Origin of the sequence: Oceaniradius stylonematis, assembly GCF_965223445.1 — a bacterium.
In the GTDB taxonomy this organism is placed as follows: Bacteria; Pseudomonadota; Alphaproteobacteria; order Rhizobiales; family Rhizobiaceae; genus Roseitalea; species Roseitalea stylonematis.
Map to the genome: position 1 here is coordinate 1,674,750 of NZ_OZ244994.1, position 15,294 is coordinate 1,690,043.

General features: G+C 66.8%; 12 protein-coding genes and 1 riboswitch. Of the genes, 5 read left to right on the plus strand and 7 right to left on the minus strand.

Going from position 1 to position 15,294, the window contains the following annotated elements; translation table 11 throughout:
- Positions 1–47: 47 nt before the first annotated feature.
- The 3 genes from ACOQOU_RS08235 to ACOQOU_RS08245 all read right to left on the minus strand — a co-directional run bounded on the left by ACOQOU_RS08235 (position 48) and on the right by ACOQOU_RS08245 (position 3,027).
- Complete coding sequence (locus ACOQOU_RS08235; RefSeq protein ID WP_306025525.1) at positions 48–1,877, minus strand: ABC-F family ATP-binding cassette domain-containing protein; 1,830 nt, start codon at positions 1,875–1,877, stop codon at positions 48–50.
- Between the two features lie 159 nt (positions 1,878–2,036).
- A complete protein-coding gene (locus tag ACOQOU_RS08240; protein WP_109765612.1) occupies positions 2,037–2,294 on the minus strand; it encodes a hypothetical protein in 258 nt (85 codons plus the stop codon).
- Positions 2,295–2,361: 67 nt separating this feature from the next.
- A complete protein-coding gene (locus ACOQOU_RS08245; RefSeq protein WP_109765613.1) occupies positions 2,362–3,027 on the minus strand; it encodes a thiamine diphosphokinase in 666 nt (221 codons plus the stop codon).
- A 109-nt stretch (positions 3,028–3,136) separates the two neighbouring features.
- Positions 3,137–3,236, plus strand: a riboswitch (TPP riboswitch).
- Between the two features lie 55 nt (positions 3,237–3,291).
- Between ACOQOU_RS08245 and thiB the strand changes: the two genes are divergently transcribed.
- From thiB to ACOQOU_RS08265, 4 genes are all read left to right on the plus strand, one after another.
- On the plus strand, positions 3,292–4,311 hold the full coding sequence (gene thiB, locus ACOQOU_RS08250) for a thiamine ABC transporter substrate binding subunit (RefSeq protein WP_306025491.1): 1,020 nt from the start codon (positions 3,292–3,294) through the stop codon (positions 4,309–4,311).
- A 13-nt stretch (positions 4,312–4,324) separates the two neighbouring features.
- Positions 4,325–5,971 carry a thiamine/thiamine pyrophosphate ABC transporter permease ThiP gene (locus ACOQOU_RS08255; RefSeq protein WP_306025490.1) on the plus strand — a complete coding sequence of 549 codons (1,647 nt, stop codon included), beginning with the start codon at positions 4,325–4,327 and terminating at the stop codon, positions 5,969–5,971.
- Entirely contained in the window at positions 5,968–6,699 is a 732-nt protein-coding gene (locus ACOQOU_RS08260; protein ID WP_109765615.1) for an ATP-binding cassette domain-containing protein, read from the plus strand. The genes ACOQOU_RS08255 and ACOQOU_RS08260 overlap by 4 nt, the downstream gene beginning before the upstream one ends.
- A gap of 134 nt (positions 6,700–6,833) precedes the next feature.
- Positions 6,834–8,330, plus strand: a complete 1,497-nt coding sequence (locus tag ACOQOU_RS08265; RefSeq protein WP_306025489.1) for a M48 family metalloprotease — start codon at positions 6,834–6,836, stop codon at positions 8,328–8,330.
- Positions 8,331–8,371: 41 nt separating this feature from the next.
- On the opposite strand, the gene ACOQOU_RS08270 is transcribed toward ACOQOU_RS08265, so the two are convergent.
- The 4 genes from ACOQOU_RS08270 to argH all read right to left on the minus strand — a co-directional run bounded on the left by ACOQOU_RS08270 (position 8,372) and on the right by argH (position 14,064).
- Positions 8,372–10,978: a TIGR02302 family protein gene (locus tag ACOQOU_RS08270; protein WP_306025488.1), complete on the minus strand. Its 2,607-nt coding sequence runs from the start codon at positions 10,976–10,978 to the stop codon at positions 8,372–8,374.
- Positions 10,979–11,092: 114 nt separating this feature from the next.
- Positions 11,093–12,358 carry a diaminopimelate decarboxylase gene (lysA, locus tag ACOQOU_RS08275; protein WP_306025487.1) on the minus strand — a complete coding sequence of 422 codons (1,266 nt, stop codon included), beginning with the start codon at positions 12,356–12,358 and terminating at the stop codon, positions 11,093–11,095.
- Positions 12,359–12,373: 15 nt separating this feature from the next.
- On the minus strand, positions 12,374–12,556 hold the full coding sequence (gene lptM / locus ACOQOU_RS08280) for an LPS translocon maturation chaperone LptM (protein WP_346433270.1): 183 nt from the start codon (positions 12,554–12,556) through the stop codon (positions 12,374–12,376).
- 80 nt (positions 12,557–12,636) lie between these two features.
- On the minus strand, positions 12,637–14,064 hold the full coding sequence (gene argH, locus ACOQOU_RS08285) for an argininosuccinate lyase (RefSeq protein ID WP_306025486.1): 1,428 nt from the start codon (positions 14,062–14,064) through the stop codon (positions 12,637–12,639).
- On the opposite strand from argH, the gene tlpA reads away from it, so the two are divergent.
- Complete coding sequence (gene tlpA, locus ACOQOU_RS08290; RefSeq protein ID WP_306025485.1) at positions 14,063–14,764, plus strand: thiol:disulfide interchange protein TlpA; 702 nt, start codon at positions 14,063–14,065, stop codon at positions 14,762–14,764. The genes argH and tlpA overlap by 2 nt on opposite strands.
- The last annotated feature ends 530 nt before the right edge of the window (positions 14,765–15,294 follow it).

Consider the following 15,294-nt stretch of genomic DNA (forward strand, 5'->3'; position numbering starts at 1 on the left):
GGAGCGGGGCATCCCGCTCCGCTTTTTTTTGCGCCAACGCCCCTGACTCAGGCGCCTTCGATTTCCTCGCGCATCAGTTCGAGTTCAAGCCATTCCTCTTCCATCGCCGCATGGCGCGAACGCGCCGCCTCGAGCTTTTTCGCCGCATCGGAAAAGCCGGACGGATCGCGCGCGAAAAAGTCCGGATCGGCCATTTGCGTTTCGAGCCCCGCGATTTCCTCGGCCAGACGTTCCATGTCGCCCGGCAGCGTCTCCAGCGCGTGCTTCTGCTTGAAGGACAGTTTCCGCCGTGCCGGCGCGGACTTCGTGTCCGGCTGGGCCGGGCTTTCGCCGGTTCTTGCCGGCTTTGCCTTGGCCGGTGACGCATCGGTCTTGGCGGTCCGCTCGCGCCGCTGCGCAATCATGTCCGAATAGCCGCCCGCATAGGTCAGCCAATGGCCCGGCTGCGCCGGATCGGGCGCGATGACGGCGCCGACGGTGCGGTCGAGAAAGTCGCGATCGTGGCTGACCAGAAGAACCGTGCCGTCGAACCCGGCGATCAGCTCCTGCAGCAGATCGAGCGTTTCCATGTCCAGATCGTTGGTCGGCTCGTCCAGCACCAGCAGGTTGGCCGGCCGCGCAAGAAGGCGCGCGAGCACGAGCCGCGCCTTCTCGCCGCCCGACAGTTCGCGCACCGGCGTGCGCGCCTGCTCGGGCTTGAACAGGAAATCCTTCATGTAGGAGGCAACATGCTTCTGGCTGCCATTGACGACCAGCGACTGGCCCCGCCCGTCGGTAAGGAAATGCTCCAGCGTCTCGTCGGGATCGAGCGCGGCGCGGCGCTGGTCGAGGACGGCGATGTCGAGATTGGCGCCGAGGCGCACATGGCCCGCATCGGGTTGGACCGCTCCCGTCAGCAGATTGATCAACGTCGTCTTGCCGGCCCCGTTCGGCCCGACCAGCCCGATCCGGTCGCCGCGATGGATGCGCAGCGAAAAATCGCGCACCAGCGGCTTTCCGCCGAGCGTCTTTGACACAGTGTCGGCTTCGATCACCAGCTTGCCCGATGCGCGGGCATCGCTCGCCTCCATCTTCGCCGCGCCCGGCGCCTTGTCGTGATCGCGAAACCGCTGACGCAGCGACTTCAGATCCGACAGGCGGCGCTGGTTGCGTTTGCGCCGCGCGGTCACCCCATAGGTCAGCCAGTGCTCCTCACGCACGATCTTGCGCTTGAGCTTGTGCAGATCCCGCTCTTCCTCCTCGAGAACCCGGTCGCGCCATTCCTCGAAGCCGGCAAACCCCTTGCCGTTTTCGCGGATTGTGCCCCGGTCGAGCCAAACCGTTTTGCGGGTCAGAGTCTCGAGAAAGCGCCGGTCGTGCGAGATGATCACCATCGCCGACGCGGACCGCGCCAGTTCACCTTCGAGCCATTCGATCGCCGGCAGGTCGAGATGGTTGGTCGGCTCGTCCAGCAGCAGGAGATCGGGTGCGGCCGCCAGCGTCCGCGCCAGCGCCGCGCGGCGCGCCTCGCCGCCCGACAGGTTGGCGGGCGAACGGGCCGGATCGAGACCGAGTTCCGCCAGAAGCCGATCCGCACGGTGCGGATCGTCGAGCGGGCCAAGCCCGGCGGCGGCATAGGCGTGAAGATCGGCATGACCGTCCAGATCGGGTGCCTGCGGCAGATAGCGCACGGTCGTCCCGCGCTCGGCGGTCACCGTGCCGCCGCTCGGCTCGACCAGACCGGCCGCGATCTTCAAAAGCGTCGACTTGCCCGATCCGTTCCGCCCGACCAGCGCGATCCTGTCGCCCTGATGGACGGAAAAGGAAACCGCCTCCAGAAGCGGCTTGCCGCCGAAGGTCAGCGTAATGTCTTCGAGACGCATCAGGGGCGCGGCAATGGCCATGGCGGGTCCGTCCGGGTGAGAAGGCGGATGTGCCGTCTTGGCCAGCGGAAATCAAGGGTGGCAAAGGGACGACCCATGGCGCTCCCGGAACGCGCCCCCACGAAAAAGCCCGCCGGTGAGGCGGGCTTCTCCGGTAATCGCATTGGCTCCCGGTCAGGGGCAGCGGGCGATGTAGGTCGAGCCGTCCGGATTGCGGTAACGGCAGTTTCCGTTGGCAAGCGTACCGACGAGCAGGCCGGCGCCCGCGCCGACGGCCGTGCCCGCGATGATCTGTCCGGTGTTGCCGCCTGCAACGGCTGCCGCGCCGCCGCCGATCAGCGCACCCGCCGCCGTGGTCTGTTCGGTGGTCGTGCAGCCGGCAGCAAGCATGCCTGCCGTCGCCACCGCCGCAATGGTCAATCCAAGTCTCATGGGCTCAGTCTCCTATTTTGCCTGCGCCGATCTAAACACCCCATCAGGGCTTGCAGTGTGTTCGATATCACACATCAAACGATGCAACCAGCGCCGCGGTTCCACTGCCCAGAAGAATGCGCAGACCGTCCGCCGACACGTTCGAAAGGGTCAGGGAACTGCCCATCGCGACCTCGACGGCGTCAAGCGGCCAGTCTGCCCGTTCGATCGACAGGCCGGACAGTGGCGAAAACGGGATCACCGAAAACAGCGTACCGGCCGGCCAGTCGGGCATGGCGGGCTTGCCGGGCAACAACGGCGATGCCTCCTCGGTCCCGCTCGTCAGCAACACCTCGATGTCCCTCTCGCGCGCTATGCGCAATGCCATCATGATGTGAAACAGCATGTGGTCGCTGCGCGCACCGCCCATCGCGCCGCACAGCACCAGCGACCGGGCGCCGGCCTCGAGCGCGCGCATCACCGCCAGTTCGCCGTCGGATATCGCCTTGCGCGCCGGAAGGTCATGCCGGGGAACATGGCCGTTCCGGCCGAGCAGTTCATCCGGCGTCGAATCGAAATCGCCGACCCAGACTTCCGGCTCGAGACCGAGCGCTGCCGCATGGCGCATGCCGCCATCGGCGGCAATCGCACGAGCACCGGCAACCTGTGATCGCAGCCGGTCGGTGGGCGTCAGGTCGCCGTCCATGAGAATTGCGAACCGCGCGTCGCGGGCGGTGGCTTTCGCTGCCTTCATGGCTCTGCCTAGACCGATTTGCGGCAGCAGGCCAAGGGCTTGGCCAGTGCGGCAGACCGATTTCGCTGGCCGGGCGCTTGAACCGGGCCGGCGGCGATGCTAGATCGAACCTGCTCTAACGGGGTGCCGGAAACGGCTGAGAGGCGTCATGCCAACCCGAAGAACCTGATCCGGTTAGCACCGGCGTAGGGATTAGACGCGATCGACGCGGTCGGACCCGCAGGCGCCTTTTCCCGTTCAACTCGAACCAAAGGAGGTGCCGCAATGCACACCCGTCCGTCCGTCCGTCTCCTTCTTCCCCTGCTCGCCGCCGGCCTTCTGGCAAGCGCGGTGCACACGGCCGATGCGGCCGAAACGCTGACCGTCTACACCTATGACAGCTTCACCGCCGAATGGGGGCCCGGCCCGCAGGTCGAGACCGCGTTCGAAGCCGAATGCGGCTGCGACCTGCGCTTTGTTTCGGTCGCCGACGGCGTCGCGCTTCTCAACCGGCTGCGCCTGGAAGGCGGCAACACCGACGCCGACATCGTGCTCGGCTTCGACACCAATCTGACGGCCGAGGCGCGCGAGACGGGCTTTTTCGCCCCGCACGGCATTTCGCTCGACGCGGTCTCGGTGCCCGGCGGATGGAATGACGACGTCTTCGTGCCGTTCGACTACAGCCACTTCGCCATCGTTTACGACACCGAGACGATCGAAAACCCGCCGACATCGATGGCCGAGTTCCTGGCCAATGAAGACGGGCACAAGATCGCCATCCAGGACCCCCGCACCTCGACCCCCGGGCTCGGGCTGATGCTTTGGCTGAAAAAGCTCTATGGCGACGAGGCGCCCGATGCCTACGCCAAGCTCGCCAACCGGGTGCTGACGGTGACGCCGGGCTGGTCGGAAGCCTATGGCCTGTTCACCAATGGCGAGGTCCCGATGGTGCTCTCCTACACGACCTCGCCGGCTGTCCATATCGTGCTCGACGGCACCGACCGCTATCAGGCGATGGCGTTCGAGGAGGGCCACTACATGCAGATCGAGGTGGCCGCACAGACGACAGCCGGAGCCGAAAACCCGCTCTCCGCGCAGTTTCTGAGCTTCATGACCGGACCCGGGTTCCAGGACATCATCCCCGAAACCAACTGGATGATGCCCGCCGGCGAGACGTCCAAACCGCTCAATCCCGCCTTTGACGGGCTGGTCGAGCCGGAGATCACGCTTCTGTTCGATCCGCAGACCGTCGCCGAAAACCGCGCGGCCTGGACCGCCGAGTGGCTCGAAGTGATGAGCCGCTGACGGTGAAGGTCCGGTGATCCATTCGAACGCCCGCCATGCTCCGCTTGCCGGCGCAGCCCTGGCGGGCATCTTGCTGGCGGCCCTGTGCCTCGTCGCGGTCGGTGCGCTTGTCGTGCAGGCGGGCGGCGCCGGCGGCGCCGGCGCGGTTCTGACCGACCCGGTCGTCTGGCGCATCGTGCGCTTCACCCTGTGGCAGGCGTTCTGGTCGACCGTGCTGTCGGTCGGCCTGGCGGTGCCGGTGGCGATCGCGATCACCCGCATGGCTGACGGGCCGGGCCGGCGCGCCGTCCTCGCCCTGTTCGCCCTGCCGCTCGCCCTGCCGCAGATCGTCGCCGTGCTTGGCGTGGTCGCGCTTTACGGACAGCGCGGCTTCGTCACCGGGCTGGCCGAACGGGCCGGCTTCGACCCGCCATCGATATACGGCCTGACCGGCATCCTGATCGCCCACACCTTCTTCAACCTGCCGCTGGCCGCGCGCATCATGCACGGCGCGCTCGCCCTCGTGCCGGCCGAATATGAGCGCCTGTCCGCGCAGCTCGGCATGGGCGCGCTGGCGCGTTTTCGGCTGGTCGAATGGCCGGCCATGCGCCCGGCTGCCGCCGGCGCGGCGGCTTTGGTTTTCATGCTGTGTGTGACCAGTTTCGCCGTCGTGCTGATCCTGGGCGGCGGGCCGCGCGCAACGACGCTGGAAGTGGCGCTCTATCAGGCCCTGACTTTCGATTTCGACATTGTCCGCGCCGTGGTGCTGACGCTTCTTCAGCTGGCCGTCACCATCGGGGCCGTTGCCCTGTTCGCCTTCGCCGGCGGATCGGTGGAAGCCGGCATGACCATTTCGGCCGGCGCGTCACGCCGCTTTGCCGGCGACCGGCCCGCTGGCGCCATCTTGGGCGGCGCGCTGACCCTGATGGCGGTCCTTTACGTCGGCGCGCCGTTTGTTGCGATCCTTGCCAGCGGCTTGGCCAGCGACCTGACGGATTTGATCGTCCAGCCGCGTGTCCGGCGGGCCATGCTGACCTCGCTCGGCCTCGGCCTTTGCGCCGCGGCCCTGGCCGTCGGGCTGGCCTATGCGCTGTCGCGCGGCGCCGCGGAAATGGCCGCAGGGCGCCGCTTCTCCGGCCGGCCGGGCTTCACGGAGACGGTTCTGACCAGCGCCCCGTCGCTGATCCTCGTGGTGCCGCCGATCGTCATCGCGGCGGGCTGGTTCATCGCCCTGCGCACGGTGACCAACGTCTATGACGCAGCACCTTATCTCGTCATCACAGTCAACGCGGCCATGGCGATGCCGTTCGCCGCGCGGCTGATCCACCCGGCCATGCTCGCCGCCGAAGAGCGCAACGGACGTCTTTGCGCCCATCTCGGCCTTGCCGGCATGGCACGCTGGCGGCTCGTCACCTGGCCGGTGCTGCGCGCGCCGCTGGTCGCCGCGCTCGCCTTCGCGCTCGCCCTGTCGCTCGGTGACCTCGGCGTGATCGCCCTGTTCGGCTCGGAGCAGGTGCAGACCATGCCCTATCTGATCATGCAGCGCATGGGCGCCTATCGCACGCAGGATGCCGCCGGACTGGCGCTGATCCTGATGGTCATGACAATGGCGCTGATGCTGGCCGCCGAGCATTTCGCGCGCCGATCACGAACGATGGTGACGGAAGGAAGCAGCGAATGAAGGGCCTGCCGGTCACATGCGACGGCGTTGTATTCCGCTACGGGCCGGATGCGGCGCCCATGCGGTTCGACTGCACGTTTGCGCCACGGACGATCACCGCCGTGATGGGTCCGAGCGGCTCGGGCAAGTCGACGCTTTTGTCGCTGATCGCCGGGTTCGAGCGTGCCGAATCGGGCCACATCCTGATCGGCGGCGATGACATCACCGGCAAGGCGCCCGGCAACCGGCCGGTCTCCTGCGTTTTCCAGGACAACAATCTGTTCGCCCATCTCGATGCCGGCACCAATGTCGCGCTCGGCATATCGCCGGCGCTGAAACGCAGCGCCGAGGACGAGGCGCGCGTCGCCCAAGCGCTCGAAGCGGTCGACCTTGCCGGCTATGGCGCGCGCATGCCCGGCTCCATGTCCGGCGGCGAACGGCAACGTGTCGCGATCGCACGCGCGCTTGTGCGCGAGCGGCCGGTGCTGCTGCTCGACGAGGCGTTCGGCTCGCTCGGGCCGGCCCTGCGCGAATCCATGCTCGATCTGGTCGCCGATCTTCAGCGCCGGACGGCGATGACCGTCGTCATGGTCAGCCACGATCCGGCCGACGCCCGGCGAATCGCCACCGATCTGGTCTTTCTCAAGGACGGCACCGTCGGCGCGCAGGGCCCGGTCAGCGAATTGCTCAACGGCCATGCAAATGCCGAGGTCAATGCCTATCTGGGGTCGCAGAGGCTTCCATCGTGACGCGCTTTCGCCCAATTGTGGCGTCAGGGAGCCGTGGACACGGCCCTTTTTACCGTGCCTTAACCATGAAGCGGGCTGTGTGGCCCTGATCCAATTGCGGCGACCGGAGATGCCGCGCAAGAGGCGGCGCGCCCATGCGTAGTGTGATGCGGAACTGGAACGGAACGTCCCGGCGGCGGGCGCGGACGGTGCTCGCCGTCGCGGCGCTGTTCGGGCTCGCCGGCTGCACATCGCTGAGCAATATGGGGCTGGACGAGGATCTGGCGCCGTCCGCGCGTCCGGTCATCGCCGACAATGTGCGCTCCGGCCGGCTTGCCCGGATCGGCGCTGCCCAGCATCCGCGCATCCTTGCCTCCTATGGCGGCGAATATTCCGACATGCGGCTCGAACGCATGGTCGCCGGCATCGTCGGTCGTCTGGTCACGGTCTCCGACAATCCCAGCCAAGTCTATCAGATCTCGATCCTCGATTCGCCGGTGATCAACGCCTTCGCGCTGCCCGGCGGCTATCTCTATGTCTCGCGCGGGCTGCTCGCCGTCGCCAACGATTCGGCGGAACTTGCGGCCGTCATCGCCCATGAAATGGCCCATGTGACCGCAAACCACGGCGTCTTGCGTCAGCAGCGCGAAGCCGAGGCCGTCCTGGCGAGCCGCGTCGTTTCCGAGGTCCTGTCCGACAAGGCAGCCGGCCAGCGCGCGCTGGCGCGCGGCAAGGTGGCGCTGGCCCAGTTCTCGCGCAACCAGGAGCTGGAAGCGGATGGCATCGGCATCGCGGCGATGGGCGAAGCGGGCTTCGACCCCTATGCGGCAGCCGATTTCCAGGCCGCGATGAGCGCGTTCAACGCCTTCAACAGCGGGACGGACGCACAGGTAAACAGCCTCGACTTCCTGTCGACCCACCCCTCGACGCCGCAGCGCGTGGCATTGGCGCTCGGCCATGCGCGCAAATTCGGTGCGCGCGGAGTCGGCGACCGCAATCGGCAGGCCTATCTGGCGGGCATTGACGGCATGCTGTTCGGCGACAGCCCGGATGAGGGTTATGTGCGCGGCCGCACCTATGCCCATGCGGATCTGGGCATCGCGTTCGAGTTTCCGGCGGGCTTCGACATCGAAAACCGGCCCGAGGCCGTGCTTGCGGCCCGCGCAAGCGACGGCGCCGGCATCCGCTTTGACGGCGTCGAGGTGCCGCCGCGCCAGTCGCTGACCGACTATCTCGCCAGCGGCTGGGTGGAGGGTCTTGATCCGTCGACCGTTCGCGCCGTATCGATCAACGGTCTGGACGGCGCGGCCGCGCGCGCCCGTGTCGGCCGATGGGATTTCGACGTCACGGTGGTGCGGGGCGGCGGGCAGGTCTATCGCATCCTGGTGGCGGTGCCGGTCGGGTCGGGCGCGCTCGACGCGCTGGCGCAGAACAGCCGGACGGGCTTCCGGATGCTGTCGGCCGCCGAAAAGGCCAGCCTCAAGCCGCTGCGCATTCGCATCGTCCGGGCCGGCAATGGCGACACGGTGGAGAGCCTGTCGCAGACCATGCTGGGCACGACCGACAGGCCGGGCTTCTTCCGCGTGCTGAACGGTCTCGAGCCGGGCGAGGCCATCGTCGCGGGCCAGTACTACAAGACCGTCACGCACTAGGACTGTTCGTCAGTCCCGCGATCCGGCCCGCCCGAAACGGGTCAGCGCAGTTCCAGAAGCCGTTCCAGATAGTCGCGCTCAAGCTGCGGCGACAGGGCGTTGCCGAGCCGCTCGCGGATCGCTTCGAGGATCTCGCGGGCGCGGCGGACATCGATTTCGTCTGGAATATCGACCGATTCGCCGAAATCGGGGCCCGATGAGCGCTGCGGCCGCCCGAGCGGATCGCGATCCTCGCCGTTCCGGTTGCCGCCCGGCTCCATCGAGCCGGCCTGGCCGTTCTGCGCCTGCTGCTGCATCTGCTGCATCATGTCGCCGGCGCCGCGGCGCAGCGCGTCGAGCGCATTGCCCTGTTCGGCCAGTGCCTGTTCGCCCTCATTGCCGCCCAGCGCTTCGCCGGCTTCGCCCATCGATCGTCCGGCCTCGCCGAAATCCTCGCCCGGATCGATCCCCATGCCGCGCAAACCGTCGAGGAACTGTTCGAGCCGGTCCTGCAATGCCTGCTGGCCGGGCGCCAGGCCCTCAAGGCCCTGCCCCTCTTGGCCGGGCTGTCCCTGCTGGCCGCCCTGGCCGTTCTGGCCCATCTGGCCCTGTCCGGGTTGCTGTCCCTGCTGACCTTGGCCCTGACCCGGCGGCGGCTGTTGACCCATCTGGCCCTGCCCGGGCTGCTGCTGGCCTTGTTGCCCCTGCCGGTTCTGGCGGAAGGTCTCGTCCATCAATTGCTGCTGCTCGCGCAGGATCTCGCCAAGCTCGTTCATCTGCTGCTGCGCCTGGCTCTGGCTATCGCCCTGCTGGTTCGGGCGCGCCATCTGCAGATTGTTCATCATGTTCTCGAGCTGCCGCAGCATGTCCATCGCCTGCTCGCGGGCGCCCGAACGGGCCATTTCCTCGATCTGGTCCATCATCTCGTCCAGCGTCTGCCGGTCGATCTCCTCACCGTTCGCCTCGGGCATCCGCTGCGCCAGGTCCGGATCGTTCATGGCGCGCTCGGCGAATTCGCGCATGAATTCGTTCATCGCCTCGCGCAATTCGTCCATCAGGCGCGCGATCTCTTCCTCCGAGGCGCCGTTTTCGAGCGCGTCCTGAAGCGCCTGCTGCGCCTGCCGCAGCCGGCGCTCTGCGTCGGTCAGACCGCCATCCTCGATCTGGCGCGCCACCTCCCACAGATAGTCGACCACGGCGCGCAGCTGGTCGTCATTGCGCGCATCGGCCAGCCGCGTCCGCGCCGTCGTCATGCCCAGAAAGTGCGAGGCATTGTCGATGGTTTCCTCGGGATAGAGCATCAGCACGTCGAGCAGGTCGACGATCTCCGCCTGCCGGTTGGCATCGAGCGCGAGAATGCGGCGCTGCTCGATCAATGCGCGCGCCAGCGGGTTGGAAAACGGGCGGCCCGGCAGAACCAGCGTGCGCGGACCGCTGCGGCCCGTCTGGCCCAGATCGTCCTCGGCCTCCAGCGTCAGCCGAACCCGCGCCCCGGCCCATGGATGCTCGGTCAGATCGCGCATGGTGCGCGCTGCGCCATCCTCGGCGTTGCGGCGCGGCAATGTCAGCGGCAGTTCCGGCGCATCGTAAAGCGGTCGTGCACCTTGCGCGTCCGGGTCGGCCAGTTCGATCAGACCGCGCGCGGCGGAAACCCGATAATCGTCTGTCGCCGTGTACCGGAGGGTCATCGTGCCGTTGGCGGCCCGCTCGAACGGCTCTTCCGGCGCAAAGGCGATCTCGGGCGCATGATCCTCGGTCATCAGGATCGACCATGCGCCGAGCGTTTCCTCGCCGTCGGCGATCTGCAGCGCGCCGCCCGTATCCACCGTCGCGGCGAACGCGCGCGCTTCGCCTTGCGCGCCGGCTTCTGCGGCGATCGGCGCTTCGGGGGTCGGGAAGCTGACGGTCTCGGCGCCGGTTCCACCGGCAATCCGCACGGTGATGCCACTACCTTCGGGCGCGGTGAATTGGGTCTTTTCGGCGTTGAGTTCGGAGGTCAGGAAGATCGGCGCAATGCCGGTATAGGCCGGTGGCGTGATCCACACATCGACGCGCGCCGGCACGACGATCTCGGCCGCATGGGTGCGCGCGACATCGGTCAGCCGGCCGCCGTCGGGCGCGAACGAATAGGCGAATGCCGTCACCAGCAAAAGCGGCACCAGCGCCCGCAGGGCCCAAGGATCGCGCGCCGGCAGCGTGGTGCGCGCGCGCACCGGATCGACGCGGCCGAGCCCCTTGGCGATATTGTCCTGATGCGCCTTCCAGAGTGCGCGTGCGAACGGATCGTCATCGCGCGCCAGACGGTCGTCCTGGGTCGTGATCGGCCGGTGCAGCAGGTGGTTCTCGCGCTCGAGACGGTGATCGACATCGCGCTCGACTGGCAGGGTCAGGCGGCGCAGCGGCCAAAGCGCCGCGACCGCGGCAACGGCGAGGACCGCGCCGGTGCCGATCCGCACCGCGTCGGGCACCGCCCGGAAAAAGCCGAACCATGACAGGATGGCAAACAGGCAGACGATGATGGCGAGCGGAAGGACCAAAGGCGCCAGCCGTTCTGCGGCGATCACGGCACGGCTGAACCATCGGGCAAAGCCAAGCCCCGCACCGGCATCGGCGCGTTTCAGGCCCCGTCCCCGGTTTTTGCCGGATGGCGCAGGCTGATGGTCGGACATGGCGCTGTGCCCTCTGCTCACCTGAGAAAAGATAGCAGCTTATGTGGCGTTGGCGAGGCGAAAGCGGCTCACGCTTTTGTCACTGGCCGATTGCCTGTGGGCGGATGCCGGCGGTCAGAGCCAGTCCGGCACGCTGTCGAGCCCGATCAGCGCCTTATAGGACGGGCGCGGGCGGGCGATATGCCATTGATCGCCATGAACGATCACCTCGGGCACCAGAAGCCTCGAATTGTAGGTGCCCGCCTGCACCGCGCCATAGGCTCCGGCCGACCCGATCGCCAAGAGATCGCCCGGCGCGGGCTTTGCCATATCGCGTTCATGCGCCAGATAATCGCCCGATTCGCACACCGGGCCGACAAGATCGGCCACCACGCGCGGCGCGTCGGGCGACGGCTCGATCACCGGGAAGACATCGTGCCATGCATCATACAGCGTCGGCCGGATCAGGTCGTTCATCGCGGCATCGACAATGACGAAACTCTTGGTCTCGAGCGCCTTCAGATAGATCACCGACGTGACGAGAATGCCGGCATTGCCGGCGATCAGCCGGCCCGGTTCGAAGATCGTCTTCACGCCCAGCGGGCGGACATGCTTCTTGACGATGTCGGCATAATCGTCAGGCAGCGGCGGCGGGTCGTTGTCCATGCGGTAGGGGATGCCCAGACCGCCGCCCAGATCGACATGCTCGATCGCGTGTCCATCGGCGCGCAACTGGCCGACCAGATCGGTCAAAAGCGCGAATGCATCGTCGAACGGCTGCAGCGCCGTGATCTGGCTGCCGATATGCATGTCGATGCCGATGACGGCGAGACCCGGCAGTTCGGCGGCGCGGCGGTAGACGTCGCGCGCGCGGGTCCACGAAATGCCGAACTTGTCTTCCTTCTTGCCGGTCGAGATCTTGGCATGCGTCCTGGCGTCGACATCGGGATTGATGCGCAGCGACACGGGCGCGGTCTTGCAGGCGGCAACGGCGCGCGCCGAAAGCAGTTCGAGTTCCGGCTCGGACTCCACGTTGAAGCAATGAATGCCCGCCGACAGCGCGAAATCCATCTCGGCGGCGGTCTTGCCGACACCGGAAAACATGATCTTGTCGGGCGCGATGCCGGCGGCCAGCGCGCGCCGCAACTCACCTTCGGAAACCACATCGGCGCCCGAGCCGAGCTTTGCCAGCGTGGCCAGCACGGCCTGGTTCGAATTGGCCTTCATCGCATAGCAGACGAGCGCGTCGATATCGGAAAACGCACCGGCAAAGACCTGGTAATGGCGGGTAAGCGTCGCCGTCGAATAGCAATAAAACGGCGTGCCGACCTGCTCGGCGATCAGCGGCAACGGCACGCCCTCGGCGTGCAGAACGCCATCGCGATAGTCGAAATGGTTCACGGTGCGTGGTCCAAGCTACTGGATCAGGCCGTCGAGGATGAACGGACGGTCGGCCTCTTCGGGCTGCGCCTGTTCCGGCGTGCCGTCCGGCGCGGTACGTGCGGGCGGCGGCTCCAGCGGGCCTGCCCGTCCGCAGGCGGCGAGCGCGAGAAGAAGCGCGGCAAGGGCCGTGCGGGTCAGGGCTGTACGGGCGGTCATGGCGTCGGTCTCGTTTCTGGCAACCGGCGTCTGTGTGCGGCAAATGGTGAAGCGTTGCAAGGGGCCGGCGCGCGGCTTGCCTAGCCCATCTTCTTGAGCCGCTTGCGCCAATAGCGCACCTGCCGCCTGACCTCGCGCGGTGCCGTGCCGCCAAAGCTGGTCCGGCTCGCGACGGACTTCGTGACCGAGAGCACCGAGAACACATCGTCCGTGATGCCCTCGTGGATCGAGCGAAGATCGTCCAGCGTCAGTTTTTCGAGGCCGACTCCCCGCTCGGAGGCCAGCGCCACCGCACGGCCCGTCACGTGATGGGCTTCCCGGAAAGGCAGTCCGAGTTCGCGCACGAGCCAGTCGGCGAGATCGGTGGCGATGGAATAGCCCGACCCTGCCGCCTTACGCATGGCAGCCTTGTTGACCGTCAGATTGGCCACCATGCCGGTCATCGCGGCAAGCGCCAGTTCGAGCGACTTGGCCGCATCGAACACCTGCTCCTTGTCCTCCTGCATGTCCTTGGAATAGGCCAGCGGCAGCCCCTTCATCACCGTCGACAGGGCGATCAGCGCGCCATTGATCCGCCCGGTCTTGGCCCGCACCAGCTCGGCCGCATCGGGGTTTTTCTTCTGCGGCATGATCGACGAGCCGGTCGAAAACGCATCCGACAGGGTCACGAAGCCGAATTGCGGTGTCGACCAGATCACGATCTCTTCGGCCAGCCGCGACAGATGCGTCGCGCAGATCGACGACGCCGACAGGAAATCGAGCGCAAAATCCCGGTCCGAGACCGTGTCGATGGAGTTGCGTGTCGGCTCGCGGAAACCGAGCGCCTCGGCGGTCATGTGCCGGTCGATCGGAAAGCCCGTGCCGGCCAGCGCCGCTGCGCCGAGCGGGCATTCGTCCAGCCGTTCCAGCGCGTCGCGAACCCGCGACAGGTCGCGGCCGAACATTTCCGCATAGGCCATCAGATGATGGCCGAAGGTGACCGGCTGCGCCGTCTGAAGGTGCGTGAAGCCGGGCATTACGGTACCCGCATGCTCCTCGGCCCGGTCGACGAAGGTGCCGATCAGCGTCTTGAGCGCGCTTTCGGTCTTCTTCAGTTCGGTCTTGACCCAGAGCCTGAAATCGAGCGCCACCTGGTCGTTGCGCGAGCGCGCCGTGTGCAGGCGGCCCGCCGCAGGGCCGATCGTTTCGGCCAGCCGCGCCTCGATGTTCATGTGAATGTCCTCGAGCGCGCGCGAAAAAGTGAACGTTCCGGCCTCGATTTCCCCGCGGATCGCGGTCAAACCGGCAATGATCGCGTCACGGTCGCCACTGGAAATGATACCGGTGGCTTCCAACATGGTGGCGTGGGCGATGGACCCGTCAATGTCCTGGGTGTAGAGCGCGCGGTCGAAATCGATCGAAGCGTTGATCTCCTCCATGATGGCGGCGGGACCGGAGGCGAAACGGCCGCCCCACATCAGGTTGGACGTTTCGCTTGCGTCGTTTGCAGGTTTGGATGAGTTGGACATGGACAATCCGTCCCCGGACAAGAATGAAAAAGGCTCGGCCCGCCGCTGGCCGCTGACAATCGGCGTCTTCGTCGCGCTGGGCCTTGTGGCGGGCGCCGCCATCGGCGCTGCGCGGATATACGGGAGCGGCGGCGCCTCTGTCCATGCCGGTCAGGCCGCCAACGCGCAATGCACGGCGACGGCAGCCTATCAGACCGCGATCGACCCGCTTCTGGCCGGCGACATGGCGGCGATGGCGATCCGCGACGAGCCGGAGAACCTGTCGTCCCTCGCTTTTAACGACAATGCCGGGACGCCCATCACGCTGGCCGACACGGGCGAAAAGCTGCGCCTGATCAATCTGTGGGCCACTTGGTGCGCGCCGTGCCGAGAGGAAATGCCCTGGCTTGAAACGCTGCAGCAGGAGCGCGGCGGCGAAGGTTTCGAGGTCGTGGCGATTTCCGTCGATGGCGGCTCGGACGACAAACCGCGCGCCTTTCTCGACGAGATCGGCGTGGACGGCCTTGCCTTTTATCACGACCCGACGATCGGCGTGTTCAACGCGCTCAAGCGCGACGGGCTGGCGTTCGGGCTTCCGGTGACGCTGCTGGTCGACGAGGCCGGCTGCGTGATCGCCAACATGAACGGCCCGGCCCATTGGTCGAGCCCCGACGCGTTTGCGCTGATAGACGGTGCGCTGGCGGCCCGGCCCGGCAGTTGAACGCCGGGCCACGTACCCGCTTCCCGCGCATTTCGTTAACGCGGACGCCCGCATCCGGCCTCCGAACATCGCCATGAAACGCTATGGTTGTATCCAGCAAGGGCAGCGACCCACCACATCTTGAGAGAACAAAGCGCCAACCTTGCCCAATCAGCGATTCGTCGCCGGTTCGTTCCCGCCCGGTTCCGAAAGTTAACGGAAAACAGCAAATCCGCGCCATTCATGGTTAACCAAGTGTAAACTTCATCGTTCAAATTCAAGCGGTTATCATCACGACCCGTCACGTTGGCGCGCGCCGCCGCCAAAGGTTAACGCTGGGGCGCGTGACAGCCCCGTGACGCTTTCCACCGAGTCTAGCCATGGTGGTCCGGCACGCCCGGATCACCACATATGGTGGGGAACAAATGCACAACCCATGCGAGTCAGCGATTCGTCAGCGATTCGTTCCAGACTCGTTCCGGTTGTTAACGGCTGTGGACGAAAACCGGCGCGTCGAGCGCTGCAATTTGCCGTCCGCCATGGTATCGGCG

Bases quoted from the DNA above. Each gene is read 5' to 3' on its own strand.
- ACOQOU_RS08240 (WP_109765612.1), bottom strand. From the start codon at position 2,294: ATGAGACTTGGATTGACCATTGCGGCGGTGGCGACGGCAGGCATGCTT.
- tlpA (WP_306025485.1), top strand. From the start codon at position 14,063: ATGGACAATCCGTCCCCGGACAAGAATGAAAAAGGCTCGGCCCGCCGC.
- lptM (WP_346433270.1), bottom strand. From the start codon at position 12,556: ATGACCGCCCGTACAGCCCTGACCCGCACGGCCCTTGCCGCGCTTCTT.
- ACOQOU_RS08260 (WP_109765615.1), top strand. From the start codon at position 5,968: ATGAAGGGCCTGCCGGTCACATGCGACGGCGTTGTATTCCGCTACGGG.
- ACOQOU_RS08265 (WP_306025489.1), top strand. From the start codon at position 6,834: ATGCGTAGTGTGATGCGGAACTGGAACGGAACGTCCCGGCGGCGGGCG.
- argH (WP_306025486.1), bottom strand. From the start codon at position 14,064: ATGTCCAACTCATCCAAACCTGCAAACGACGCAAGCGAAACGTCCAAC.
- ACOQOU_RS08270 (WP_306025488.1), bottom strand. From the start codon at position 10,978: ATGTCCGACCATCAGCCTGCGCCATCCGGCAAAAACCGGGGACGGGGC.
- ACOQOU_RS08245 (WP_109765613.1), bottom strand. From the start codon at position 3,027: ATGAAGGCAGCGAAAGCCACCGCCCGCGACGCGCGGTTCGCAATTCTC.
- thiB (WP_306025491.1), top strand. From the start codon at position 3,292: ATGCACACCCGTCCGTCCGTCCGTCTCCTTCTTCCCCTGCTCGCCGCC.